This is a genomic window from Microbacterium sp. 70-16, from assembly GCF_001898315.1.
GTDB lineage: Bacteria > Actinomycetota > Actinomycetes > Actinomycetales > Microbacteriaceae > Microbacterium.
In genome coordinates this window covers 58,883-83,477 of the sequence record NZ_MKTQ01000029.1, presented here as the reverse complement: position 1 = coordinate 83,477, position 24,595 = coordinate 58,883, and the positions used below count along the sequence as shown (strand labels likewise).

Sequence of the window (24,595 nt, the reverse complement as noted above, 5' to 3'; positions counted from 1 at the left end):
GCACCGAGGGATGGACAAGTTGGATCGCGATCGCTTCCCCGTCGACGAATGGCGCCTCGTCGAGAACTCGTTCTCGCTGGATGACGTCGGCGTCACCGAGACCCTGTTCGCGCTCGGCAACGGCTACCTGGGGTTGCGTGGCAACCACCCCGAGGGTCGGCACGCGCACGAGCACGGCACCTTCATCAACGGCTTCCATGAAACATTCCCGATTCGGCATGCAGAGCAGGCCTACGGGTTCGCCGAGGTGGGCCAGACGATCATCAACGCGCCGGATGCCAAGGTCATGCGCGTCTACGTCGACGACGAGCCGCTTGCGTTCGATGTCGCCGACATCCGTGAGTACGAGCGCGTGCTCGACATGCGGACGGGCACGCTCAGCCGACACCTGCGCTGGATGACCCCGAGCGGCAAGGACGTCGTGATCGACTTCGACCGGCTCGTGTCCTTCGAAGAGAAGCACCTCGCGATCATGCGCGTCACGGTGACGGTGCTCAACGCGGATGCCCCGGTCACGATCAGCTGTCAGCTGATCAACCGGCAAGACGGCGAAGACGTGTACGGCGGCGCCGCGCCGGTCGCGCACGGCCGCGGCGGCAAGGGCGGTTTCGACCCGCGCAAGGCCGAGAAGATCCACGAGCGCGTGCTGCAGCCGCAGGAGTACTGGCAGGACGGCGGACGCTCGGCGATGTCGTACCAGGTCACGGCATCCGGCATGACGATGGCCATCGTCGCCGACCACCTCATCGACACCGAGAACGAGTTCTCGGCGCGCTCGCTCATCGAGCCCGACATCGCCAAGAACGTGTTCCGCGTGCAGGCGAAGGCGGGCGTCCCCATCACCGTCACCAAGCTTGTGAGCTATCACACCTCGCGCGGCGTGCCCGCGCGCGAGCTCGTCGACCGTGGTCGGCGCACCCTCGACCGCGTCGAGTCGGAGGGCGTGCAGACACAGTACGACCGGCAGGCGGCGTGGATGGCTGCGTTCTGGCAGCGCTCCGACGTCGTCATCGGGGGCCACCCCGACCTGCAGCAGGCGACGCGCTGGTGCCTGTTCCAGCTCGCGCAGGCCGCGGCGCGCGCTGACGGCCAGGGCGTGCCCGCGAAGGGTGTGACCGGGTCGGGCTACAGCGGTCACTACTTCTGGGACACCGAGATCTACGTGCTCCCGTTCCTCATCTACTCGACGCCACTGTGGGCACGCAACGCTCTGCGCATGCGCTACCTGATGCTGCCGGCGGCGCGCAAGCGCGCGGGGCAGCTCAACGAGGCGGGGGCCCTGTTCCCCTGGCGCACGATCAACGGCGAAGAGGCATCCGCCTATTACGCTGCCGGCACGGCGCAGTACCACATCAACGCCGACGTGAGCTTCGCGCTCGGCAAGTATGTGCGGGCGACCGGCGACAACGAGTTCCTCTACCGCGAGGGCGTCGACATCATCGTCGAGACGGCGCGACTGTGGGCCACGCTCGGGTTCTGGCGCGCCAATGAGGACGGTGTCGAGGGCGTGTTCCACATCCACGGCGTGACCGGCCCCGACGAGTACACGACGGTCGTCAACGACAACCTGTTCACCAACGTGATGGCCCGTTACAACCTGCGCTACGCGGCGCGCGTCGTGCGCGAGATGGCCGCCGAAGCGCCCGAGCAGTACGCCGCGATGGTCGAGCGTCTCGAGTTCGATGAGACCGAAGCGGATGCCTGGGATTCCGCCGCCGAGGCGATGCACATCCCGTACAGCGACACGCTCGGCATCCACCCGCAGGATGAGGTGTTCCTCGAGCGCGAGGTGTGGGACCTGGAGTCAACGCCGGCCGAGCAGCGGCCGCTGCTGCTGCACTTCCACCCGCTCGTGATCTACCGCTACCAGGTGCTCAAGCAGGCCGATGTCGTGCTGGCGCTGTTCTTGCAGGGCAACCACTTCACCGATGACGAGAAGCTCGCCGACTTCGAGTACTACGACCCGCTGACGACGGGTGACTCGACCCTCTCGGCGGTCGTGCAGTCGATCCTCGCCGCCGAAGTGGGCTACCAAGACCTCGCTCTCGAGTACTTCTCGCAGTCGATCTTCGTCGACCTGGGTGACCTGCACCACAACGCGGCCGACGGCGTGCACGTCGCATCGGCGGGCGGGGTGTGGACGGCGCTCGTGTCGGGCTTCGGCGGCATGCGCGACCACTACGGCGAGCTGTCGTTCGATCCGCGGCTGCCCGCCGACTGGCCGTCGCTGTCGTTCCCGCTGCACTGGCACGGGACGGCCCTGCAGGTCACGGTGACCGCCGACACGCTGCAGGTCGATGCCACCGGTGGCGACGACGTCGAGTTCTCGGTGCGCGGGCGCGACTACATCGTCAAGCGGGATGCCTCGATCACGATCCCGTTGCGCGGCCAGGGCCCTCGCCTGTCGGGCCGCCCGAGCCTCAGCGACATCGGCGAGTCGGTGCGCGACGACGGCACGCTGCTGTCGGCCTCGGTGCCCACCCTGACGACGAGCATCCCCGTGATCACGGGGTCGATCCCCATCATCGGCGAGCTGCCCGAGGAGGCACTCGACTCCTGAGGCATCCCGGGTTTGGGGTCGCGTGCGGTCCCTTTCGCCCGCTCGCTCCTCAGTTTGGGGTCGCGTGTAGTCGCGTGCGTCCGGGTTTGGGGTCGCGTGTGGTCGCTACGCGTGGGCTGAGGCGACCACAGGCGACCCCGAACCGCGTTCCTCGGCGACGATCGCGCGCACGGCGTCGCGGCCCGCGCGGTTCGCGCCGACGGTCGACTGCGACGGGCCGTACCCGATGAGGAACACCCGCGGCTCGTCGAGCGACCGCCCGTTCGCGACGCGGATGCCGCCCGCGGGCGTGCGCAGCGCGAGGGGTGCGAGGTGGACGATGTCGGCGCGGAAGCCCGTCGCCCACAGGATCACGTCGGCGCGCTCGAGCGTCCCGTCGGGCATCCGGATGCCGTCTGGTTCGATGCGCGAAAACATCGGATGCCGCACGAGCACGCCCCGCGCCTGCGCGGCCTCCGACCACGCGGTGCGGTGCTGGCCGGTCACCGAGATGACGCTGCCGGGTGGCTCGCCGCGCCGCACGCGCTCTTCGACGCCGGCGATCGCCGCGATGCGCGCGGCGGTGTCGAACTCGGTGGCATCCCACCGCACTTCGTGCCGCGTCACCCAGAACGTGTTGGCGACGTGCGAGATCTCGTCTAGCAGCTGCACGGCCGAGATGCCCGCGCCGACGATCACGACGCGCCGGCCCGCGAACTCGGATGCCGAGACGTAGTCGTGCACGTGCAGCTGGCGCCCGCGGAAGGTCTCGCCGCCCGGGTAGCGCGGCCAGAACGGGCGTCGCCACGTGCCCGTCGCGTTGATGACGTAGCGGGCGCTCCAGTCACCCCGGTCGGTCTGGACGAGCAGCCGGCCGTGCGGATCGTCGTCCTCGCGGCGCACCGCGCGCACCTCCACGGGGCGCTCGACGCGCAGGTCGTAGCGCCGCTCGTACTCGGCGAAGTAGTCGGGCAGCACGTCGCGCGCGGGCGCGTTCGGATCGGCAGGCGGCACCGGAAAACCGGGCAGTTCATGGATGCCGTTGACCGTCGCCATCCGCAGCGACTCCCAGCGGTGCTGCCAGGCGCCGCCGGGCTTCTCGTCGGCGTCGAGGACGACGAACGACGGGCCGTCGGGTGGGGTGCGGGTCGGGGCGGGGATCACCGCGGGGGAGTAGCCGCGCCGCCGCAAGTGATAGGCCGCCGACAGCCCTGCCTGCCCGGCGCCGATGACGACGACGTCGACGAGGCGGGGTTCCATGCCTGCTGCAACGCCCCGCCCCGCGGCACTGTTCCCACGGCCCGCTCGGACAGACGCCGCGCGAGTTTCGGACCCCTGAAGCGGCCGAAACTCGCCTGATCGGAGTTTCGGTCCCCTCAAACGTCCGAAACACCGGGCGCGCGCTCGCGAGCTGTGCATGGCGCCGGCCGCGATGTCGGGCGTACGCCGTAGTCTGTTCAGGTGACCACAGCCCTGTACCGCCGCTACCGGCCCGAGAGCTTCGGTGAGATGATCGGGCAGGCCCAGGTCACCGATCCGCTGATGACGGCGCTGCGCGGCGACCGGGTCGGGCACGCCTATCTGTTCAGCGGTCCGCGCGGGTGCGGCAAGACCACCTCGGCGCGCATCCTGGCGCGCTGCCTCAACTGCGCCGAGGGCCCGACCGACACCCCGTGCGGAAAGTGCGACAGTTGCATCGAGCTCGGGCGCGGCGGCGGCGGATCGCTCGACGTCGTCGAGATCGACGCGGCATCCCACAACGGTGTCGACGATGCCCGCGACCTGCGCGAGCGCGCGATCTTCGCTCCCGCCCGCGACCGGTTCAAGATCTTCATTCTCGACGAGGCGCACATGGTGACGCCGCAGGGATTCAACGCCCTGCTCAAGCTCGTCGAAGAGCCGCCCGATCACGTCAAGTTCATCTTCGCGACGACCGAGCCCGAGAAGGTCATCGGCACGATCCGCTCGCGCACGCACCACTATCCGTTCCGCCTCGTCGCCCCCGCCGCGATGCTCGAGTACGTCGAGCAGCTGTGCGCGCAAGAGAGCGTGCAGGTCGAACCCGGCGTCCTGCCGCTCGTCGTCCGTGCCGGCGGCGGCTCGCCGCGTGACACGCTCTCACTGCTCGACCAGCTGATCGCCGGTTCCGAAGACGGTGTCGTGCGGTACGAGCGCGCCGTCGCGCTGCTCGGCTACACGCACGCGGAGCTCCTCGACGAGGTCGTCTCGGCGTTCGCCGCGCACAACGCCGGAGCGGCCTTCGCCGCCGTCGACCGGGTCGTGCAGACCGGTCAGGACCCGCGCCGCTTCGTCGACGACCTGCTCGAGCGGCTGCGCGACCTCATCATCGTCGCCGCGACCGGCGACGGCGCGGCCGCGGTGCTGCGAGGCATCCCCGCCGACGAGCTCGAACGGATGTCGCAGCAAGCACGCGCGTTCAGCACCGACGGCCTCTCGCAGATCGCCGACCTCGTCGTCGGGACGCTCGACGAGATGTCGGGTGCGACCTCGCCGCGGCTGCAACTGGAACTGCTGGTCGCGCGCGTGCTCGCACACACGGCGGGCGGCCCCGTCGCGTCGGTGCCGGTGGATGCCTCGCGTGCGCCGATCGCCTCCGCTGCGCCGGTGGTCGCTCCTGCCGCGCCTGTTGCCGCTCCTGCGGCCGCTCCGGCGGCCACGCCCGCGCCGCAGGCGCAGGCGCCTGCCGCGCCTCCGGCGGCGACGCCGGCTCCCGCGGCCCAGCCGCCGGCCGCGCCCACCCCCGCTCCCGCGGCGCAGGCGCAGCCGGCATCCGACCCGGCGCCTCCCGCCGGGCCCGTCACCCTCGCCACCGTGCTCGACTCCTGGCAGCGGATCCTCGACACGCTCGAGCCGATCAGCCGCACCTCGTGGATGCTCGCGGCGGCGGCGACCCCCGTCGGCTACGCCGACGACGTGCTGGCTCTGAACTTCCAGAGTCAGGGCGATGTCGCAGCGTTCAAGAAGCTCGCCGCGGGCAAGGGGCCGAGTGAAGACCTCCGCAGCGCGATCCTGGCGGTGCTCGATGTGCGCGTGAAGTATGTCGCACGCCACGACGCGGGTGGGCAGCAGGCCCCGCAGGCCCCGCCCGCCGCGGGCCCGGGCACCCCGCCCGCCGGTCAGGCCGGCCCCGGCGGCACCCCCGCCTCGCCCGCCGCAGGCCCGGGCACCCCGCCCGCAGGTCAGGTAGGCCACGGCGGCACGCCGCCCGTCGTGCGTCCCGAGGCATCCGCACCCCCGCGCAGCTCCGCGAGCGCGGCCGCGCCGGTGACCGAGTGGGCCGTCGCCGCGATCCCGGCCGACGGCGAGCCGGGCCCGGTCGCGCAGCTGGCCGTCGACGACGAGCCCGAGGATGCCGAGGCGGCGCCCGTGCGCACCCTCACGATCCAGCGCGAGCACGACGGCGATGTGATCCCGGTCTCCGACATCCCGCCCGACGACGAAGACGACGTCCCGCCGCCGCCCGACGACGACGCCCCGCTGCCGCCGCGTGCGCCGGTCGCGGTCGAGCGGCGTGCCTCGGCGGCGCCGCCGCGCGCGCCGCGCACGAACGGCATCGAACGTGTCGGCGAGGCCGTCGTCCGCCAGGTGCTGGGCGCCACTTTCGTGCGGGAAGAGCCGCACAACCCGCCGACGAGGTTCAACTGATTCATGTACGACGGCATCGTCCAAGATCTCATCGATGAGTTCGGGCGACTTCCGGGCATCGGCCCGAAGTCGGCCCAGCGCATCGCGTTCCACATCCTGCAGACACCCACGTTCGACGTCACGCGCCTGTCGCAACTGCTCGGCGAGCTGCGCGAACGCGTGCGCTTCTGCGAGATCTGCGGCAACGTGAGCGAGCAGGAGCGCTGCGCCATCTGCCGCGATCCGCGGCGCGATGGCAGCCTCATCTGCGTCGTCGAGGATGCCAAGGATGTGTCGGCCATCGAGCGCACGCGCGAGTTCCGCGGGCTCTACCACGTGCTGGGTGGGGCGATCAGCCCCATCGCGGGCATCGGACCCGACGATCTGCGCATCACGCAGCTCATGCAGCGCCTCGCCGACGGCACGGTGCAGGAGGTCATCCTCGCGACCAATCCCAACCTCGAGGGTGAGGCGACCGCGACCTACCTCAGCCGGCTGCTGCACACGCTCGAGATCCGCGTCACCCGGCTCGCGTCGGGTCTTCCCGTCGGGGGAGACCTCGAATACGCCGACGAGGTGACCCTGGGCCGCGCGTTCGAGGGCCGACGGAGCGTCTGATGAGCGCGGCCGTCTCGGGGCGGGCGTGGATGCTCTACGGACTGATGGCGCTGCTGTGGGGCATCCCGTACCTGTTCATCAAAGAGGCCGTCGACACGTTCTCGCCCGCCGCGATCGTGTCGGGGCGCACGCTGATCGGCGCCGCGATCCTGCTGCCGATCGCGCTGCGCCGCGGCGCGCTGCGACCCGCGCTCAAGCTGTGGCCGTGGGTGCTCGCGTTCGGGGCGATCGAGATGGCGGGGCCGTTCTTCCTGCTGGGGCACGCTGAGCAGACCCTGCCCTCCGGCATCACCGGCCTGCTCGTCGCGACGGTGCCGCTGTTCGCCGCGGTGATCGCCCTCGCACGCGGCGACCGCACGATGCTCTCGCCACTGCGCGCGATCGGCCTGGTCGTCGGGTTCATCGGCGTCGGGGTCATCGTCATCGGCCCCGGCCTGTCGATCGGCGACCCGGGGCAGGCACTTGCCGCGATGGGCGAGGTGCTGCTCGTCGCGTTCCTCTACGCGGTCGCGCCCTTCATCATCGCGACGAAGCTCGCACACGTGCCCTCACTGGGCACGATCACGCTGTCACTGATGGTCGTCGGCATCGCGTACCTGCCGTTCGCGCTGCTGACCCAGCACGAGGTTCCGACCGCGCGCAGCGCGGTGTCGCTGGTACTGCTCGGCATCCTGTGCACGGCCCTCGCGTTCCTCGCGTTCTTCGCGCTCATCGGCGAGGTCGGCCCCGTGCGCGCGCCGCTGTTCACGTATGTGAACCCCGTCGTCGCGATCCTGCTCGGCGTGCTCGTGCTCGGTGAGCACCTGTCGGGCGGCCTGCTGATCGGCTTCCCGATCGTCATCGTCGGCTGCTGGCTCGCCGCGACCGGCGGCAGGCTCAGACGAGCGGATGCCGCGGTGAGTATGCCGCTGGCAGAGCCAGCGCAGCCGGCGCCACCCGCACCGCCCGCGGCGTGAGGGACGCTCTCTGCACCGCGGCGGCGGGACTCACGCTGCAGTGACGGCCGCTTCTGGTCGCCGGCGCCGCCGTCACATGGCGGATGCGGCATCCTGCCGTCTCTAGAATGTTCCTTTGGGGTCGGCATCTGTCCGTCGCCCCGTCGACACACTCGGGAGTTCCACACGTGGCGCTGATCGTCCAGAAGTACGGCGGCTCGTCCGTCGCCGACGCCGAAAGCATCAAGCGCGTCGCCAAGCGCATCGTCGACACCCGCAGGGCCGGCCACGACGTCGTCGTCGCCGTCAGCGCGATGGGCGACACGACCGACGAGCTGCTCGACCTCGCGCACGAGGTCGCGCCGATCTCGGCGCCGCGCGAACTCGACATGCTGCTCAGCTCGGGCGAGCGCATCTCCATGGCGCTGCTCGCGATGGCGATCCACTCGATGGGCTTCGAGGCGCGGTCTTTCACCGGCAGCCAGGCCGGCATGATCACGGATGCCACGCACGGTGCCGCACGCATCGTCGACGTCACCCCGGTGCGCCTGCGCGAAGCCCTCGACGAGGGCGCGATCGTCATCGTCGCCGGCTTCCAGGGCTTCAACCGCGACACCCGCGACATCACGACCCTCGGCCGCGGCGGCTCCGACACGACCGCCGTCGCCCTCGCTGCGGCCCTCGACGCCGACGTGTGTGAAATCTACAGCGACGTCGACGGCATCTTCACCGCCGACCCGCGCGTCGTGCCCAAGGCGCGCAAGCTCGACGTCGTCTCGTCCGAAGAGATGCTCGAGCTGGCCGCCAATGGCGCCAAGGTGCTCTACATCCGCGCCGTCGAGTACGCGCGCCGCCACGGCGTCATGATCAACGCCCGTTCCACCTTCAGCTCCGGCCAGGGCACGTTCGTGCTCGGCGCCGGTATGACCGTCCCCGCCGCGATCGCGGCTCACCTAGAGGAGTCCGCCATGGAAGAGCCCATCGTCGCCGGTGTCGCCACCGACCTCGGCCAGGCCAAGATCACCATCATCGGCGTGCCCGACGTGCCCGGCAAGGCCGCCGAGATCTTCACCGTCGTCGCCAAGAGCGGCGCGAACGTCGACATGATCGTGCAGAACGTGTCGGCCGCCGCGACCGGGCGCACCGACATCTCGTTCACCGTGCCTAAGTCGGATGCCGCGACGGCGCTGCGCGCGCTGTCTGCCGAGCAGCCCGGCATCGGGTTCGAGAGCCTCGTCCACGACGACCAGATCGGCAAGCTGTCGGTCGTCGGCGCGGGCATGCGCACGCATTCGGGCGTCTCGGCGACGCTGTTCGAGGCGCTGTCGACCGCGGGCGTGAACATCGAGATGATCTCGACGTCGGAGATCCGCATCTCGGTCGTCGTCCGCGGCGACGACCTCGCCGAGGCCGCGCGCGTCGTGCACACGGCCTACGGCCTGGACGGCGAAGCCGAAGCCGTCGTCCACGCCGGCACCGGCCGTTGAGCCAGCGCCCGGGCATCCGCCGCCCCTCCATGTCCCACTTGATGCGGAGCATGTCCCAATAAACGCTGGATTCCCCGGCCCTGAACAACCGTTTTTGGGACATGGTTGGCAGTGGATTCGGCAGGATGCCTCCGTCATGCGGCCGAAGCTGCCGCGCGCCGGCGGGTAGAATCGCCGAAAACCCCGACTTCGCCGCACCCGCGGCGCGCACGCAAGGATCCGTCATGACCCGCATCTCCGATTCAGGACTCTCCGTCGCCGTCGTCGGCGCCACCGGCCAGGTCGGGACCGTCATGCGCGAGATTCTCGCGGAGCGCTCGTTCCCGATCCGTGAGCTGCGCCTGTTCGCGACGGCGCGCTCGGCGGGTACCGCGGTCGAGTTCGGCGGCGAGACGATCATCATCGAAGACGTCGCGACGGCTGACCCGGCCGGCATCGACATCGCCCTGTTCTCGGCCGGTGCGACCGGATCGCGCGCGCACGCGCCGCGGTTCGCCGAGGCTGGCGCCGTCGTCATCGACAACTCCAGCGCCTGGCGCATGGACCACGAGGTTCCCCTCGTCGTGAGCGAGGTCAACCCGCACGCGACCCTGAACCTGCCCAAGGGCATCATCGCCAACCCCAACTGCACGACGATGGCCGCGATGCCGGTGCTCAAGCCCCTGCACGCCGCCGCTGGCCTCGAGCGCCTCATCGTGTCGACCTATCAGGCCGTTTCGGGCTCGGGCCTCGCCGGGGCCCAGGAACTCCTCGGCCAGGTCGAGGGCGTCCTGGCGCAGAACCACACGCTCGACCTCGTGCACGACGGCTCGTCGGTGGACTTCCCGCAGCCCGAGAAGTATGTCGCCCCGATCGCGTTCGACGTCATCCCGTTCGCGGGCAACCTCGTCGACGACGGCGACAACGAGACCGACGAAGAGAAGAAGCTGCGCAACGAGAGCCGCAAGATCCTCGAGCTGCCTGACCTGCGCGTCGCCGGCACGTGCGTGCGCGTGCCCGTCTTCACGGGGCACTCGCTGTCGATCCACGCCGAGTTCCGCGACGACATCACGCCCGACCAGGCGCGCGAGATCCTGGCATCCGCCCCCGGTGTCGCCCTCGAAGAGGTGCCGACGCCGCTGCAGGCGGCCGGCAACGACCCGAGCTACGTCGGCCGCATCCGCGCCGACCAGTCGGCGCCCGAGGGGAAGGGCCTCGTGCTGTTCCTGTCGAACGACAACCTGCGCAAGGGCGCGGCCCTCAACGCCGTCCAGATCGCCGAGATCGTCGCCGCCCGCCTCGCCGCCCCCGTGGCCTGACCCGCACCCTGCGAAATTCACGGTTCGCGTAAGAACCACCGGAGTTGACAGGCGAGGGATGCCACGGCGGCGGGCCGCGCGCGAAACCGCGCCTAGACTGGGACATCGTGAGTGAACCCGTTGATGTCGTCCTGATCGGCGGTGGCATCATGAGCGCCACCCTCGGAACCCTGCTGCGCCAGCTCCAGCCGGACTGGAAGATCGTCGTGCTCGAGCGCCTCAGCGATGTCGCCGAGGAATCCTCCAACGCCTGGAACAACGCCGGTACCGGCCACGCGGCCCTGTGCGAGCTCAACTACATGCCCGAAGCGAGCGACGGCTCGGTCGACCCCGCGAAGGCCGTGTCGATCAACGAGCAGTTCCAGCAGAGCCGGCAACTGTGGTCGAGCTTCATCGACCGGGGCATCCTCGACGGGCCTTCGACCTTCATCAACGCGACGCCGCACATGACGTTCGTCCGCGGCGAGAAGGACGTCGCCTACCTCAAGAAGCGCTACGAGGCGCTCAAGACCCAGCCCCTGTTCGAGGGCATCGAGTACTCCGAGGACTCCCGCGTCATCAACCAGTGGGCGCCGCTGCTCATGCAGAAGCGCCGCGTGGGCGAGCCGTTCGCCGCGACCCGGGTGCCCGCCGGCACCGACGTCGACTTCGGGGCGCTGACGCGTCAGCTGTTCGCGAACCTGGCATCCGAGGGTGTCGACGTGCGCACCAACATCGAGGCGCGCAAGCTGCGCAAGCAGGCCGACGGCACGTGGAAGGTCTCGTACCGCCGCTCGCTCGGCAAGACCCCCGGCAGCCTGAACGCACGCTTCGTGTTCGTCGGCGCGGGTGGCTGGGCCATCAAGTTGCTACAGTCCTCGCGTATCCCCGAGATCTCCGGCTACGGCGTGTTCCCGATCGGCGGTCAGTTCCTCAAGACCTCGAACCCCGCGATCGTCGCCCAGCACAAGGCGAAGGTGTACTCGCAGGCATCCGTCGGCGCCCCGCCCATGTCGGTGCCGCACCTGGACACGCGCGTCGTCGACGGCGAGGCGTCGCTGCTGTTCGGTCCGTTCGCGACGTTCAGCCCGAAGTTCCTCAAGAACGGCCGCATCACCGACATCGTCGCGCAGGTGCGCCCCGGCAACCTCGGCCCGATGCTCAAGGTTGCGATCGACAACCCGAGCCTCATCACGTACCTGCTCAGCGAACTGCTGAAGAACCACAAGAAGAAGGTCGACTCGCTGCGGGTGTTCATGCCCACCGCGAAGGACGAGGACTGGGAGCTCATCCAGGCCGGCCAGCGCGCCCAGGTCATGAAGAAGGATCCAACGAAGGGTGGCGTGCTGCAGTTCGGCACCGAGGTCGTCACTTCGGCCGACGGCTCGATCGCGGGCCTGCTGGGTGCCTCGCCGGGCGCGTCGACGGCGGCATCCATCATGCTGAACCTGCTGCAGACGTGCTTCCCCGACCGGATGCCCGAGTGGGAGCCGACCCTGCGAGAGCTCATCCCGAGCTACGGCGAGCAGCTGAACCCGGATGCCGCACGCGCCGACGCCTCGCTGAGCGCGACAGCGCAGGCGCTGCAGATCAACCGCTGAGGCGCGCGTGGCCAAGCTGTACTTCCGCTACGGGGCGATGAACTCGGGCAAGTCGACGGCGCTGCTGCAGGCGGCGTTCAACTACGAGGAGCGCGGGCAGCACGTGCTGTTGGCCAAGCCCGAGATCGACACGAAGGGTGCCGATCAGATCTCCAGTCGGCTCGGCGTCGCGCGCACGGTCGACTTCCTGATCGCACCCGATGACGATGTGCGTGCGCTCGTCTCGGCGCACGCCGACCGCGTCGGCGAGGTCGCATGCCTGCTGATCGATGAGGCGCAGTTCCTCACCCCCGCGCAGGTCGACGATCTGCTGCGGATCGTCGTCGAAGACCGCATCCCGGTGCTCGCGTACGGCATCCGCACCGACTTCCAGACGCGCGCGTTCCCCGGCTCTGCGCGCCTGCTTGAGCTGTCGCACAGCCTGGAAGAGCTCAAGACCATCTGCCGGTGCGGGCGCAAGGCGCTGTTCAACGCGCGGCTGGTCGGCGGGAGGTTCGTCTTCGACGGCGATCAGGTCGCGATCGACGAGCTCTCGCACCAGAAGGTCACGTACGAGTCGATGTGCGCGGAGTGCTACCTGCGTGAGTCCGGCGGCCGCCTGAACTGATATCGCATCGACCCTCACGTTGCAAGGTCTGACCACTGGAGATAATGTGGTCAGACAACGGAAGGGGTCGTATGACCGACAGCACACCGGCGAAGGCGTGGCGTGTCGTCCTCGACAAGATCGAGGGTGACCTGTTGAGCGGCACGATCGGACCCGGCGACCGGCTGCCCCCCGAGCGCGAGCTCGCGTCGACACTCGGCGTCGGGCGCTCGAGTGTGCGCGAAGCGCTGCGCGTGCTCGAGGTGATGGGCCTGATCCGCACGGCGACGGGCTCGGGCCCCGCGGCGGGTGCGATCGTCACGGCGACGCCGCAGGGCGGCCTCGCCCAGTTGCTGCGCCTGCAGGTGGCCGCGCACGGGTTCCCGATCCCCGACGTCTACGAGACCCGCCTGTTGCTGGAGGAGTGGGCCGTCGCCCACCTCGCCGACCGCGAGAGCGCAGACCTCGCCGAGGCGCGCGCGACGCTTGTCGCGATGGATGCCCCGGAGCTCTCGCTCGAGGACTTCCTCGCCCTCGACTCGCAGTTCCACGTGCGCCTCGTCGAGGCATCCGGCAACCTCGTCGTCTCGGCGACCATGGCGGGCCTGCGCGAGACGATCGAGAGCTACATCCGGGCCGGAGCCGAGCGTGTGCCCGACTGGACGGCCACAGGCGCCCGCCTGCGGCACGAACACGCCGAGATCCTCCACGCGATCGAACGCGGCGAATCCGAGACGGCGCGCGGCCTCGTGCGCGCGCACATCACCGGCTACTACGCGGATGCCGGGCTGCCGGCGCCCACCGCGTCCTGACACATCCTGACACCCGAAAGGCACACCATGGTTCAGCGTCAGCTGCCCAAGATCCCCGAACTGCTCGAGCTCATGCAGTTCAAGAAGCCCGAGCTCGACGGCGTGAAGCGGCGCCTCGACGGCGCGCTGACGATCGCGGACCTCCGCGCGATCGCGAAGCGCCGCACCCCCAAGGCCGCCTTCGACTACACCGACGGCGCCGCCGAGGGCGAGCTGTCGCTCGCGCGCGCCCGCCAGGCGTTCGAAGACATCGAGTTCCACCCCGACATCCTCCGCCCGGCGGCCGACGTCGACACCTCGACCGAGATCCTCGGCGGCCCGTCGGCGCTGCCGTTCGGCATCGCCCCGACCGGGTTCACGCGGCTCATGCAGACCGAGGGCGAGATCGCCGGAGCGGGGGCGGCGGGCGCCGCGGGCATCCCGTTCACCCTCTCGACCCTCGGGACGACCTCGATCGAGAACGTGCGCGCCGCGAACCCGCATGGGCGCAACTGGTTCCAGCTGTACGTCATGCGCGAGCGTGAGATCTCGTACGGACTCGTCGAGCGGGCCGCGAAGGCGGGCTTCGACACGCTCATGTTCACCGTCGACACTCCGGTTGCCGGCGCGCGCCTGCGCGACAAGCGCAACGGCTTCTCGATCCCGCCGCAGCTGACGCTCGGCACGATCATCAACGCGATCCCGCGGCCGTGGTGGTGGATCGACTTCCTCACGACGCCGAGCCTCGAGTTCGCGTCGCTGACGACGACCGGCGGCACCGTGGGCGAGCTGCTCAACGCCGCGATGGACCCCACGATCAGCTACGAAGACCTCGAGGTCATCCGCTCGATGTGGCCCGGGAAGATCGTCATCAAGGGCGTCCAGAACGTCGCCGACTCGAAGCGCCTGATCGACCTCGGCGTCGACGGCATCGTGCTGTCGAACCACGGCGGACGCCAGCTCGACCGTGCGCCGATCCCGTTCCACCTGCTGCCGCAGGTCGTGCGCGAAGTCGGCAAGGATTCCACGATCATGGTCGACACCGGCATCATGAACGGCGCCGACATCGTGGCATCCGTCGCGCTCGGCGCGAAGTTCACCCTGATCGGCCGTGCCTACCTGTACGGGCTGATGGCGGGTGGGCGCCGCGGCGTCGACCGCACGATCGAGATCCTGCGCACCGAGATCGAGCGCACGATGAAGCTGCTCGGCGTCTCGACGCTCGCCGAGCTCGAGCCGCGCCACGTGACGCAGCTGCAGCGCCTCACGCCCATCGCGGGTGTTGGGGGAGCGGCCGCCACTCCCGCCCGTCGCACCCCCGCTCGCGCGAAGGCCTGACCGCCGTCAGCGCGCGGGCCGCCGCACCCCGCCCCGACGCCGAAACAGCAGTGGTGCACCGAGACAGCAGCCGTCGCGTGCAGTCTCGGTGCACCACTGCAGTCTCGCGGATGAGGGTGGGGTGGGCGGGGTGCGGGACGGGCCGCCGAGGCATCGCCGCGCACCCCGCCGCGCCCGCCGTCAGCGCGCGGGGAGGGTGGGGATGAGCTCGTCGAGGAAGTCGGCGGTCTCTTCCCAGCCCTCGACGGCGCGGCAGGCGACACCCATCGCGAGCACGGGGTAGTCGTTGCCGTCGGGGTCGAGGCGGTCGCCGACGAAGAGCATGTCATCGAGCGGGATGCCCGTCTGCTCGGCCAGCTGGCGCATGCCGTAGGCCTTGTCGATGCCGCGGTGGGTGATGTCGACCGACGTCGATCCACCTGAGCGCACCTCGAGGTCGGGGATGCGGTCAGCCACGGCGGCGCGGAGCGTGTTCTTCTTCTCGCCGGTCGGGTCCCACGCCTTCTTGGCATCCAACGGTGCGCTCTGGCCGAGCGCCGAGAACGTGATCTGCGATCCGCGGTCTTCGAGGATGTCGCCCCACGTCTCGCTCGCCCACAGACCCAGGCGCCGTGCCTCTTCTTCGACGGCGGTCAGCGCGCGCGTCTTCTCGTCGTCGGTCAGCGACCGCGTGTACACGGTCTCGATGCCCGACGCGGACAGCGTGTAGTACTGCGTGCCGCACGTGGGCATGAGGTGGATGCGACTCAGCACGGTGGAAGTCGTCGCGGGCAGGCGGTCGACGACCTGCTTCGTGAACTGTGCGAGCTGACCGCCCGAGATGATGGCGACCTCGACACGCTCGGCGAGGGCGATGAGCAGCTCGCCGATGCGCGGGTCGATCGCGCTCTTGGAGGGGGCGAGTGTGTCGTCGAGGTCGAAGGCGACCAGGCGAGGGGAAGTCATCGGCGCTCCGTTTCGGGGGGTTCTGCAACGAAGGGCTCCGCATAGCGGAGCCCTTCAGCTGTCGGGGTGACAGGATTTGAACCTGCGGCCTCGTCGTCCCGAACGACGCGCGCTACCAAGCTGCGCCACACCCCGTGGCAACCCTCCGAGTCTACAGTGTTCCGCGGCTGTGCACGAATCGGCCAGGCACGAATCGGGTCGGCGCGAATCGGCCGCGCACGATCAGTTGACCGCGCGCAGGGTGAGAACGGATGCCTCCGGCCGGCAGCCGAATCGCACCGGCGCGTAGATCGAGTGTCCGAGCCCCGCCGACACGTTCAGCGGCACGGTGCGCCCGTCGTGGGTCCACGTGCTCATGCCGCGCGCCTGGTCCAAGGGGATGTCGCAGTTCGCGACGAGCGCCGAGGGGGAGAACGGGATGCGCACCTGGCCGCCGTGCGTGTGCCCCGCGAGCAGCACATCGGCGCCGAGGTCGACGAACCGGTCGAGCACGCGGCGGTACGGCGCGTGCGTGACGCCGAGGGTCAGCGCAGCGGTGGCGGCGGGCCGCAGCAGCGGCCGCCGCCGCATCTGCGCGATCGCCGCGGGCAGTGCGTCCAGCTCGTCCCAGTCGCGGTGCGCGTCGTCGACGCCGAAGGCGTCGACGCGCAGTCCCGCGACGGTCATCGTCGCGGCGGTGTTGTCGAGATCGTTCCAGCCGAGCTCGTCGGTGAAGAAGGCGTCCATCGCCGCCGTGTCGAGGTCGACGCCGCGGTCGTTGCGCTGCGACGGCCCCTGGAAGTACCGCAGGGGATTGCGGCCGGACGGGCCGATGACATCGTTCGATCCGTGCACGAACAGGCCCGGCACGCCGCGCAGCGGCGCGAAAGCGGTGCGGATGCCCCGCAGCCCGTCCTCATGCCCGAGGTTGTCGCCCGTGTTGATCACGAGGTCGGGCTGCACGTGCTCGGCAAGCCGCGCGATCCACGCCTGCTTGCGATGCTGCCACGGCGCCATGTGCGCATCGGACAGGTGCAGCACCGTCAGCGACGGCGATCCGGCGGGGAGCACGGCGAGGTCGTGGCGGCGCACCGTGAACAGGAACCGCTCGATGCAGGTTCCCCACACGACGGCGCCGACTCCCACCGCCCCCACCGCCGAGGCGGCGGCGAGGGCGGTGCGCGGCGCGGAGACGGTCACCCGTTGTTGCCGTTGTTGTTGCCGCGGTTGCTGTTGCCGCAGGACTTCGCCTGGTAGTTGATCGTGATCGACGCGCTGCGCGAGACGACCGTGCCGGCCGACGGATCGGTGCCGGTGACCGTACCCTCGTCCGAAGCGCTGTCACGCTGCGTGCACGAGCTGCTGATATCGCTGAACCCGGCCGACCGCAGCGTCTGGGTGGCGCTGCTCAGCGTGCCGCTGACGGCGGGCACGGTCAGCCCGTTCCCATTGCTCGGGTTGATCGTGACGGTCGTGCCGCCACCGACCTTTCCGGCCGCGGGATCCTGCTGGACGATGGTGCCGGCTGCCTCGACACCGTCGACCGCGTCGCCGACAGTCACCGAGAATCCAGCGGCCTCAAGAGTCGTCGTCGCCTGGTCGACCGTCATACCGATGACGCTCGGCAGGTCGGTCAGCACCCGCTTGGTGAGCTCGGCTGCCGGATCGGGGAAGTTGTCGCCGCCGTACTTGGCGTTGGCGGCACCCTGCATCGCCGGCCAGATCGCGTTGCGGATGCGCGAGAGCTGCCACCCGTTCTCGCGGTACAGGTTGAGCTTGGCCGCACCCGTCGCGTTGCCGACCCAGACGACCGTCGCGACCTTCGTCGACGAGCCGTCCATCCAGGTCTGCTCGTACTGGTGGATACCGGTCTTGCCGAAGACCGGCACACCATCGCCGATGCGCGCGCCCACACCGGTGCCGCTCATGACGCCGACGAGCGTGTACGCCGCCGTCGAGGCGACCTCTGTGGTCAGCGCCTGGTTGCAGGTGGTCTGCGGCGTGATGTCGTTGCCGTCGGCATCCAGCGCCTTGTCGATCGACTTCGGCTGGCACAGCACGCCGTTCGCGGCGATCGCGGCGTAGGCCTCGGCCATGTCCAGCGGCGCGACGGCCGACGAGCCGAGCACGTTGTACGGCGCGTTGGCGGGGTCGGTCGACCACGAGGGCACCGAGGTGAGCGGCGTGCCGTCGCCCCACGTGACGCCCATCTGGCCGGCGACCTCGTTTGTCGAGCACACGCTCAGCTGCTCGGCCATCGCCAGGAAGCCCGAGTTGAGCGAGTCGCGGGTGAAGTTGTAGATCGTGCCGGTGTAGCCGCTGCTGTTCTCGAAGTTGCCGATGTGGCCTGCCACGCCGGTGTTGTCGGCGGGGACGCTCTGGGTTGCGCCGTCACAGGTCTGCACCTTCTTGACGCCGATGCGACCGTTGATCACCTCGTTGACGGACCTGCCCTGCTGCAGCCAGTTGAGCAGGCTGAAGACCTTGTACGTCGAGCCGGCGGAGTGTCCGATGCTGCCGCCGTTGGCCTCGCGCACGTTGTAGTTGACGGGAGTCTTGCCTTCTTCGGTGCCCGTCGCGCTGTAGGGCCGGTTCTGCACCATCGAGAGGATACGGCCGGTGCCGACCTCGACCTGGACGCCCGACGAGCCGAGGTCCATGTAGCTGACGGTCGCGGGGACGATCGAGATCGCGTCGTTCGCGGTCTGCTGCAGGTCGGGGTCGAGCGTCGTGTAGACCTTGAAGCCGCCGCGACGCAGGTTGAGCGCGCGCTCGTCTTCGTCTCCGAAGGCGGGGTCGCTCTTGATGATCGAGACGACGTACTCGCAGAAGAACTCGGCGCCCGATGCCATCTGGCAACCCTGCTGGCGGTTCACGATGTTCGGAGTGATGGGGGTCGCGTAGGCCTCGTCGTACTCGGCCTGCGAGATCTTGCCGTCTTCGAGCATGCGCCCGAGCACGTAGTTGCGGCGGTCGAGGGTCAGCGAGTAGCCGTCCGCCTCACCGTTGACCGCGTTGCCGGCCTTGTCGGTCGTGGTGCCGCCCGGCTGGTCGATGCGGAACGTGTTGGGCTCTTGCACCATGCCGGCGATGGTCGCCGCCTGCGCGATCGTGAGGTCGGCGGCCGAGACGCCGAAGTAGTGCTCGGCGGCTGCGCCGATGCCGTACACCGTGCCGCCGAAGTTGGTGATGTTCAGGTAGCCGAGCAGGATCTCTTCTTTGGAGTACTGCTTCTCGACCTGGATCGCGTACCGCATCTCCTGCAGCTTGCGCTGGTAGCCCTCGGTGCCCGAGTTCACCGTCGTCGCGGCGTAGCACGCGTCGACGAGATCCTGGTCGCCGTTGGCCTGCGTCTCACAGTTCTGCTGCAGCACGTTCTTGACGTACTGCTGCGTGATCGTCGAGCCACCGCGGTTGCCGCCGCTGGAGGCGTTGCCGACGAGTGCGCTGAGGGTGCCGACGAAGTCGACGCCACCGTGCGTGTAGAAGTTCTTGTCTTCACTCGAGACCATCGCCTCGTACATGACGGGGTTGACCTCGTCGTAGGTGACGGGGATGCGGTTCTGGTCGTAGAACTCGGCCATCAGCACGTCGTTGCCCGCAGAATCCTTGCGGTAGATCTCGGTCGGCAGCATGAGCGGGTCGATCTCGAGCACGCTGGGCATGTTGTCGAACGAGTCGAGGGCGCTCGTGGCCGCGTAGCCCGAGACGGCGAGTGCGGGGGTCACCGTCGCGGTCACGAGAACACCGGCGACGACGCTCAGTCCGACGAGGCCTGCGAGGCCTCCGAGCACGCCGGTGGCTGTCCTATTCACATGGGGCATAGGCTTGATCGTAAGGGAAAACCCTGGGCGAAGCCTTGATGCGCCGGCGTGCGTATCGGCGGCGGCCCGACCGCGATCCACCACCACAGGAGCCCCTCATGATCACGTGGGAGTACCTCACGACGCCGCTGCTGATCCACAACACGGCAGCCATCTTGAACAACTGGGGCAAGCAGGGCTGGGAGCTCGTGCAGATCGTCCCCGGCCCCGAGGGTGGGCTCGTCGCCTACTTCAAGCGTCCCGCCGGCGGCGGTGCCGCCAACGCCGGGCTGGATGCTGCGGCCGTCGCCGCGCAGCAGTTCGAGGGCGGTCAGGCATGAGCGTGGCCGCCCGCCTCGCCGAGCTCGGCATCGAGTTGCCGTCCGTCGTTCCGCCGGTAGCCGCGTACCTCCCCGCGACGGTGCACGGCGACCTCGTCTACACCTCGGGGCAGCTGCCGATGGTGGCGGGCTCGCTGCCCGCGACCGGCAAGGTCGGCGGCACTGTGGACGCCGAGGATGCCAAGGCCTACGCGCGCCAGAGCGCGCTGAACGCCGTCGCCGCGGCTGCCGCCGCCGTCGGCGGTGTCGACCGTCTCGTCGGTGTCGTGAAGGTCACCGGGTTCGTGGCATCCGTGCCCGATTTCACCGGACAGCCCGGCGTCATCAACGGTGCCAGCGAAGTGCTCGGCGACATCTTCGGCGAGGCAGGACGGCACGCCCGCTCGGCTGTGGGCGTGCCGGTCCTGCCCCTGGACAGCCCCGTCGAGGTCGAGGTCGTCTTCAGCTGGGCCTGACGCGGCGCCGCATTTCAGCGACGCTCGCGTCGGCCGTGCTCACTTCACCTGCGCCGAGAGGACGCTCAGGACGGTGGTGTCGGTGAGCGTCGTCGTGTCGCCGATGTCACGGCCGTCGGCGACATTGAGCCGACGGTGTGAGCCCAGGCGCCGCTTTCACGCCACGATCCCCGTTGCAGTTCGAGGTCAGACGTGCTCGTGGCGCCTCGCCCGGACAGATGAGCCGATCAGCGCCGCGCCCCCGAGCACAAGCAGGGCAGCACCCACCCAGGGAGCCGGACTCGACTCGAAGCCGGTCGCTGCCAGTTCGCGGCGCTCGACGGTGACCGCGGCGACCACTGTGAGGCCGATGTCGTCGAAGGTGATGATGAGGTGGTGCTCGCCGTCCTCGACGGCGGCGAGATCGAAGCGGCCGGTGATGGCTCCACTGTCCCACTGGACGGTGCCGATCGAGACCGGGGTCGACCGCATGCTGCCGATGATCGCCGACCGCGAGTCCAGCATCTTCTGGAAGACGTCGGTCATCATGTCGAACGCGTCATTGCGCTTGTTCGACAGGCTGGCCAGCCGCAGCATGTCCGTCTGCTGAGTGTTCGTGACGGAGTCGAGTTCGATGCGCAACGATGCGACGAGCGAGGCGGCGGCCGTTCTCGCCTCGGGCGAGTCCGACGTCGCCGAGAGGAGATCGTGCGACTCCACCGCCGCGCCTGCGGTCGTGACTGCAACGGCCAGCGATCCGTCAGTCGGGTCGGCGACGTATGCGCGGAGGGCCGAGATGGCCTTGTTGAGTGTGGCGACGCGGGCGTTGCGCTTGTGCACATCCGTGAGCTGCGAAGACAGCTGCTGGTCGAGCAGCTGAGCGCGCCCACTCTGGACAGCGAGCAGAGCTCCTTCGAGATCGAACGCGGTGAGCGAGATCTGGTTCACGGTCAATCCCGGTCCGTCGGCGACGACCGGCGCCAACAACTGGGATGCGGCGGCCGCCTTGTCCGCCGTCGGCTGCTGTGCGAGGCCGAGCGCCTGTCCTGAGGCGTTGAGAAGGGGGACTGCGCTGTTCGGCGTGCCTGCCGCGGTCGCGAGCAGAGCTGCAAGCTCGGATTCCGATATGCCGCTGAACACGTCAGTAAGGCCGGTGTCATCGGGGCGTTGGAAGAAGGTGACGTAGGGCTGCTGAATCGGGCCGATGGAGGGTACATCCGGAGTCGGAGTCGGAGTCGACGGCGAGGGATCCGGTGTCGGTGTCGGTGTCGGTGTCGGTGTCGACGGCGAGGGATCCGGTGTCGGTGTCGGAGTCGGTGTCGCGCTGTCCGCGGTGAGCGCGAACGACCGGGTCACATCGATGGTGCTGGGGCTTTCGACGCCGCGGGGAAGGGCGAAGGCGGGGTTGGTCGACGGTTGCGCGTCGGTGAGCGTGAAGCCCGTGGCGGGTTCGAAGGAGATGCTGTAGTCGTCGGTGGATGTGGTCGGTAGGGCGCCGGACGTGAAAGTGCCGTCGGCGGCGACGGCGATGCGCTGCACAGCCGTGCCGCCGCTGAGAATGGTGATGGTCGAGCCGGAGAGGTCTGAGACGGGTCCCGCATCCGTCGTCGCCGTGACCGATCCGCCTATGGCGCCGAATGAACCTCCCAGTACGACGGAGACCGGCTCGCCCAGGGCGGGATTGAACTCGGTCCGCGCCGCGGAGTCGACGAGGTCGCCGATGGCGCCGCGCCAGGATGCCTCGGCGATGAAGCTGGTGTCGGTCGCCGGCACGTCGAGAGAAACGGTTCCGTCGGCGCCCGTGACGCCTGTGGCGATCACCTGATCAGGGTCGTCTGCGGGGTGCACGCTCACGGTCGTGCCGCCCAGTGGCGCCGAGGCCACGTCGTCCGAGATCCTCGTCGTGATGAGCACACGTTCGGCTTCAGCGGCGTTGGCGGTCAACGGCAGCGTCATGAGGACGAGTCCGGTGATCGCTGACAGCGCGCCGAGGGTGTGCGCACGTGGCATCCGGTCGCGACGACGTGGTTCGGTGAGGCGGGGCATGGCGATCCCTTCTGATCGTTCTCCGTTAAGTATGGACTAGGTCCAATTTTGGATACAAGCCAAGTATCGACGAACGTAGGATGGCATCCGGATCGAGGGGAGAGTGATGACCGAAGGGCTCAGAGGGCGCAAGATGCGTCTCGCGCGTCGCGCGATGGAAGAAGCGGCGGTCGGGCTCGCTTACGACGACGGCGTACAAGCGGTGACGGTCGACCGCGTCTGCGCGATTGCGATGGTCTCGCGCAGCACGTTCTTCAACTACTTCCCGTCGCTCGAACACGCGATCTTCGGGCCCGCGTTGACATACGACCTCGCCCTTACCGAGCGCATCCTCGCGGCGCACGAGGACGATCTCGTGGTCGCGGCCTCATTGATCGTGATGGAGTCCGTACGCGGGCAAGGGGATGACGAACTCCTGCGCAAGAGATTCGCACTCTTCGCGCGTGAGCCGGGAACGACAACGACGGTGTCGTGGGCAGCGGGGACGAGTCGCGCCGGGCTGCAGGAAGTGATCAAGAGATGGCTTGATAAGCATCCGGCATCCGCTCGTCTGGTGGACGCCGATCACGCCACCGAGGCGCGGATGATCGTGAACTTCTCCGTCACACTCGGCGACGAGGTCATGCGGCTGGTCGGCGAGGACGGAGGGGACTTCCCGTTCGACCCTGCGGTGTTTCGCACCGTGCGCGAGCGGATGCAGACACTCAACGCCCCCGCGCGGTGAGCGCCCCGCACCACGAGCAGCGGCGCGAGACGTTCGAGGCCCTCGCTACTTCACCTGCGCAGAGATTGCTCATGACGGCGGTGTCGCGCAGCAGGCGCCGCATGGCCGTGCCCGCTTCGCGACCGCTTCGTTGCCGACCAGTGCCGACTCGATCTCGGTCGTCGACAGGCCGTGGCCCGACACGTTGATGGCGTCGTCGACGCGGCCGAGGAACCACACATCCCCGTCCTCATCGAGGCGGGCGCCAGCGAAGTGCTCGGTGACATCTTCGGCGAGGCAGGGCGGCACGCGCGGTCGGCCGTGGGTGTGCCGGTGCTGCCCTTGGATAGCCCCGTCGAGGTCGAGGTTGTTTTCCGCTGGGAGTGACCCCCGGCGCCGCTCTCAGCCCGCGGCTCAGGCGGTAGCGCGGCGGTGTCTGCGAACGAGCAGCAGCACACCTCCCAGCGAGAGTAGAAGCGTGGCGAGCGCGACGAGTCCTCGGACGTCTCCGGCGCCAGTCGCGGCCAGCACCTTGTCTCCGCTGGGTGTCGAGGTCGCCTCCCCGCTGGGTGTCGAGGTTGCACTCAGCGTGATCGCACCCCATCCGATGAGCGTCCCGTCCCCTGCGTAGACGGCGATCCGATGCGAATCTCCTGCGATGGTGGCGGGGATCGTCACCGAGATCGTGCCGTCGGCGGCGACCGTGTGCGCACCCAGCGAGATGGGCGTCGAGAAGATGTACGCGACGACCTCGGTGGCGGCGTACCCGGCACCGACGTCCACCTGAACCGTGGCGCCTCGAGTACCGGAAGCCGGCACGGACACCCCGCACGTGGAATCGGCGGTCAGCTCCGCCTCGGACGGTCCACCTGTTTCGGCAGGCTCGGGGCCAGTGACCGTCGGGACAGTCAGCGTCGTGGTCGTCCAGGCGTTGACGACGACGCCCGTGAAGCTCCCGATCCGGTCCCACGTCGTGTAGTTTTCCCCGTCGTACACCCTGTAGTAGGCGTTGATGGAGTAGGTTGCGGCGGCCCCGGTGAGGAAGCTGTAGCTCGCCGTCTGCTGACCCGCCTCGAGTTCCACGGAGCCGCGCGTCGCACCGCCGTCGCCGTCGGCGCTGACTTCGAACCAGACGTCGGCGTAGACGCTGGCAACGACGGGATCCGCGAGCGTGACGGCGATGCTGACCCGCCCGAATGCGGATGTCTCGATGTCCGGGGCGACCACATCCTGGTCGACGACCGCGACGTTGTACACCGCGGCGCGCGCCGCCGAGTCCAGACCTACTCCCGTGCCCGCCCCGGTGCAGACGCTCGTGCAGGGCACAGCCGGCTCGTTGGCGCCTGCGGCACCGCGCCACTGAACCGTGATGTCGCCGATCGTGGTCGATCCCGCGAGCTCGATCGAGTAGCGGCCGGCATCGACGCCCCTGATCTCGTAGTCGCCGGTTGTCTTGTCGAGCGACAGCGTGCCGTAGGCATTGTCTGCGCCGTAGGTCTAGCTGTCGTCGTACCGCCCCAGCGTGGC

At 69.3% G+C, this 24,595-nt stretch carries 19 protein-coding genes, 1 tRNA gene and 1 pseudogene; 14 read left to right on the top strand and 7 right to left on the bottom strand.

Translation table 11 applies throughout. The features are described 5' to 3' along the window. Window positions 1-10 precede the first annotated feature (10 nt). On the top strand, window positions 11-2,560 hold the full coding sequence (locus BGO46_RS13895) for a glycosyl hydrolase family 65 protein (RefSeq protein WP_292675152.1): 2,550 nt from the start codon (window positions 11-13) through the stop codon (window positions 2,558-2,560). 105 nt (window positions 2,561-2,665) lie between these two features. On the opposite strand, the gene BGO46_RS13890 is transcribed toward BGO46_RS13895, so the two are convergent. Beyond that, window positions 2,666-3,799, bottom strand: a complete 1,134-nt coding sequence (locus BGO46_RS13890; RefSeq protein WP_292674954.1) for an NAD(P)-binding domain-containing protein — start codon at window positions 3,797-3,799, stop codon at window positions 2,666-2,668. 201 nt (window positions 3,800-4,000) lie between these two features. On the opposite strand from BGO46_RS13890, the gene BGO46_RS13885 reads away from it, so the two are divergent. From BGO46_RS13885 to BGO46_RS13845, 9 genes are all read left to right on the top strand, one after another. Beyond that, complete coding sequence (locus tag BGO46_RS13885; protein ID WP_292674957.1) at window positions 4,001-6,205, top strand: DNA polymerase III subunit gamma and tau; 2,205 nt, start codon at window positions 4,001-4,003, stop codon at window positions 6,203-6,205. Between the two features lie 3 nt (window positions 6,206-6,208). Beyond that, complete coding sequence (gene recR, locus BGO46_RS13880; protein ID WP_292674959.1) at window positions 6,209-6,802, top strand: recombination mediator RecR; 594 nt, start codon at window positions 6,209-6,211, stop codon at window positions 6,800-6,802. After that, the gene (locus BGO46_RS13875; RefSeq protein ID WP_292674962.1) at window positions 6,802-7,758 is read left to right on the top strand and encodes a DMT family transporter; all 957 of its coding nucleotides are present in this window, start codon (window positions 6,802-6,804) and stop codon (window positions 7,756-7,758) included. Before recR ends, BGO46_RS13875 begins: the two co-directional genes overlap by 1 nt. 167 nt (window positions 7,759-7,925) lie before the next feature. Then, window positions 7,926-9,224 carry an aspartate kinase gene (locus BGO46_RS13870; protein WP_292674965.1) on the top strand — a complete coding sequence of 433 codons (1,299 nt, stop codon included), beginning with the start codon at window positions 7,926-7,928 and terminating at the stop codon, window positions 9,222-9,224. A 224-nt stretch (window positions 9,225-9,448) separates the two neighbouring features. Then, window positions 9,449-10,522 carry an aspartate-semialdehyde dehydrogenase gene (locus BGO46_RS13865; protein WP_292674968.1) on the top strand — a complete coding sequence of 358 codons (1,074 nt, stop codon included), beginning with the start codon at window positions 9,449-9,451 and terminating at the stop codon, window positions 10,520-10,522. A 107-nt stretch (window positions 10,523-10,629) separates the two neighbouring features. Beyond that, a complete protein-coding gene (locus tag BGO46_RS13860; RefSeq protein WP_292674970.1) occupies window positions 10,630-12,102 on the top strand; it encodes a malate:quinone oxidoreductase in 1,473 nt (490 codons plus the stop codon). Window positions 12,103-12,109: 7 nt separating this feature from the next. After that, entirely contained in the window at window positions 12,110-12,709 is a 600-nt protein-coding gene (locus BGO46_RS13855; protein WP_292674972.1) for a thymidine kinase, read from the top strand. Between the two features lie 71 nt (window positions 12,710-12,780). Further along, window positions 12,781-13,500: an FCD domain-containing protein gene (locus tag BGO46_RS13850; RefSeq protein ID WP_292674975.1), complete on the top strand. Its 720-nt coding sequence runs from the start codon at window positions 12,781-12,783 to the stop codon at window positions 13,498-13,500. 27 nt (window positions 13,501-13,527) lie between these two features. Then, entirely contained in the window at window positions 13,528-14,817 is a 1,290-nt protein-coding gene (locus BGO46_RS13845) for an alpha-hydroxy acid oxidase (RefSeq protein ID WP_292674978.1), read from the top strand. Window positions 14,818-14,997: 180 nt separating this feature from the next. Here BGO46_RS13845 and BGO46_RS13840 read toward each other — a convergent pair whose 3' ends face one another. From BGO46_RS13840 to BGO46_RS13825, 4 genes are all read right to left on the bottom strand, one after another. After that, window positions 14,998-15,762, bottom strand: a complete 765-nt coding sequence (locus BGO46_RS13840) for an HAD-IIB family hydrolase (protein WP_292674981.1) — start codon at window positions 15,760-15,762, stop codon at window positions 14,998-15,000. Window positions 15,763-15,823: 61 nt separating this feature from the next. After that, window positions 15,824-15,897: transfer RNA gene (locus BGO46_RS13835), tRNA-Pro, on the bottom strand. A gap of 87 nt (window positions 15,898-15,984) precedes the next feature. Then, entirely contained in the window at window positions 15,985-16,941 is a 957-nt protein-coding gene (locus BGO46_RS13830) for a metallophosphoesterase (protein WP_292674984.1), read from the bottom strand. Next, window positions 16,938-19,565 (bottom strand): transglycosylase domain-containing protein, encoded by a 2,628-nt coding sequence (locus BGO46_RS13825; RefSeq protein WP_292674987.1) that lies wholly within the window; start codon window positions 19,563-19,565, stop codon window positions 16,938-16,940. The genes BGO46_RS13830 and BGO46_RS13825 overlap by 4 nt, the downstream gene beginning before the upstream one ends. 98 nt (window positions 19,566-19,663) lie before the next feature. Between BGO46_RS13825 and BGO46_RS13820 the strand changes: the two genes are divergently transcribed. Next, window positions 19,664-19,885 carry a DUF4177 domain-containing protein gene (locus tag BGO46_RS13820; RefSeq protein WP_292674989.1) on the top strand — a complete coding sequence of 74 codons (222 nt, stop codon included), beginning with the start codon at window positions 19,664-19,666 and terminating at the stop codon, window positions 19,883-19,885. Then, a complete protein-coding gene (locus BGO46_RS13815) occupies window positions 19,882-20,340 on the top strand; it encodes a RidA family protein (protein WP_292674992.1) in 459 nt (152 codons plus the stop codon). The genes BGO46_RS13820 and BGO46_RS13815 overlap by 4 nt, the downstream gene beginning before the upstream one ends. Window positions 20,341-20,526: 186 nt before the next feature. Here BGO46_RS13815 and BGO46_RS13810 read toward each other — a convergent pair whose 3' ends face one another. Then, window positions 20,527-22,365 carry a hypothetical protein gene (locus BGO46_RS13810; protein ID WP_292674995.1) on the bottom strand — a complete coding sequence of 613 codons (1,839 nt, stop codon included), beginning with the start codon at window positions 22,363-22,365 and terminating at the stop codon, window positions 20,527-20,529. Between the two features lie 106 nt (window positions 22,366-22,471). Between BGO46_RS13810 and BGO46_RS13805 the strand changes: the two genes are divergently transcribed. Both BGO46_RS13805 and BGO46_RS13800 read left to right on the top strand, forming a co-directional pair. Continuing rightward, entirely contained in the window at window positions 22,472-23,089 is a 618-nt protein-coding gene (locus BGO46_RS13805) for a TetR family transcriptional regulator (RefSeq protein WP_292674997.1), read from the top strand. A 222-nt stretch (window positions 23,090-23,311) separates the two neighbouring features. Next, a pseudogene (locus BGO46_RS13800) lies at window positions 23,312-23,455 on the top strand (Atu1372/SO_1960 family protein); the annotation flags it as partial. A gap of 27 nt (window positions 23,456-23,482) precedes the next feature. Here BGO46_RS13800 and BGO46_RS13795 read toward each other — a convergent pair. Next, window positions 23,483-24,394, bottom strand: coding sequence for a hypothetical protein (locus BGO46_RS13795; protein WP_292674999.1), 912 nt, complete (start codon window positions 24,392-24,394; stop codon window positions 23,483-23,485). Between the last annotated feature and the right edge of the window lie 201 nt (window positions 24,395-24,595).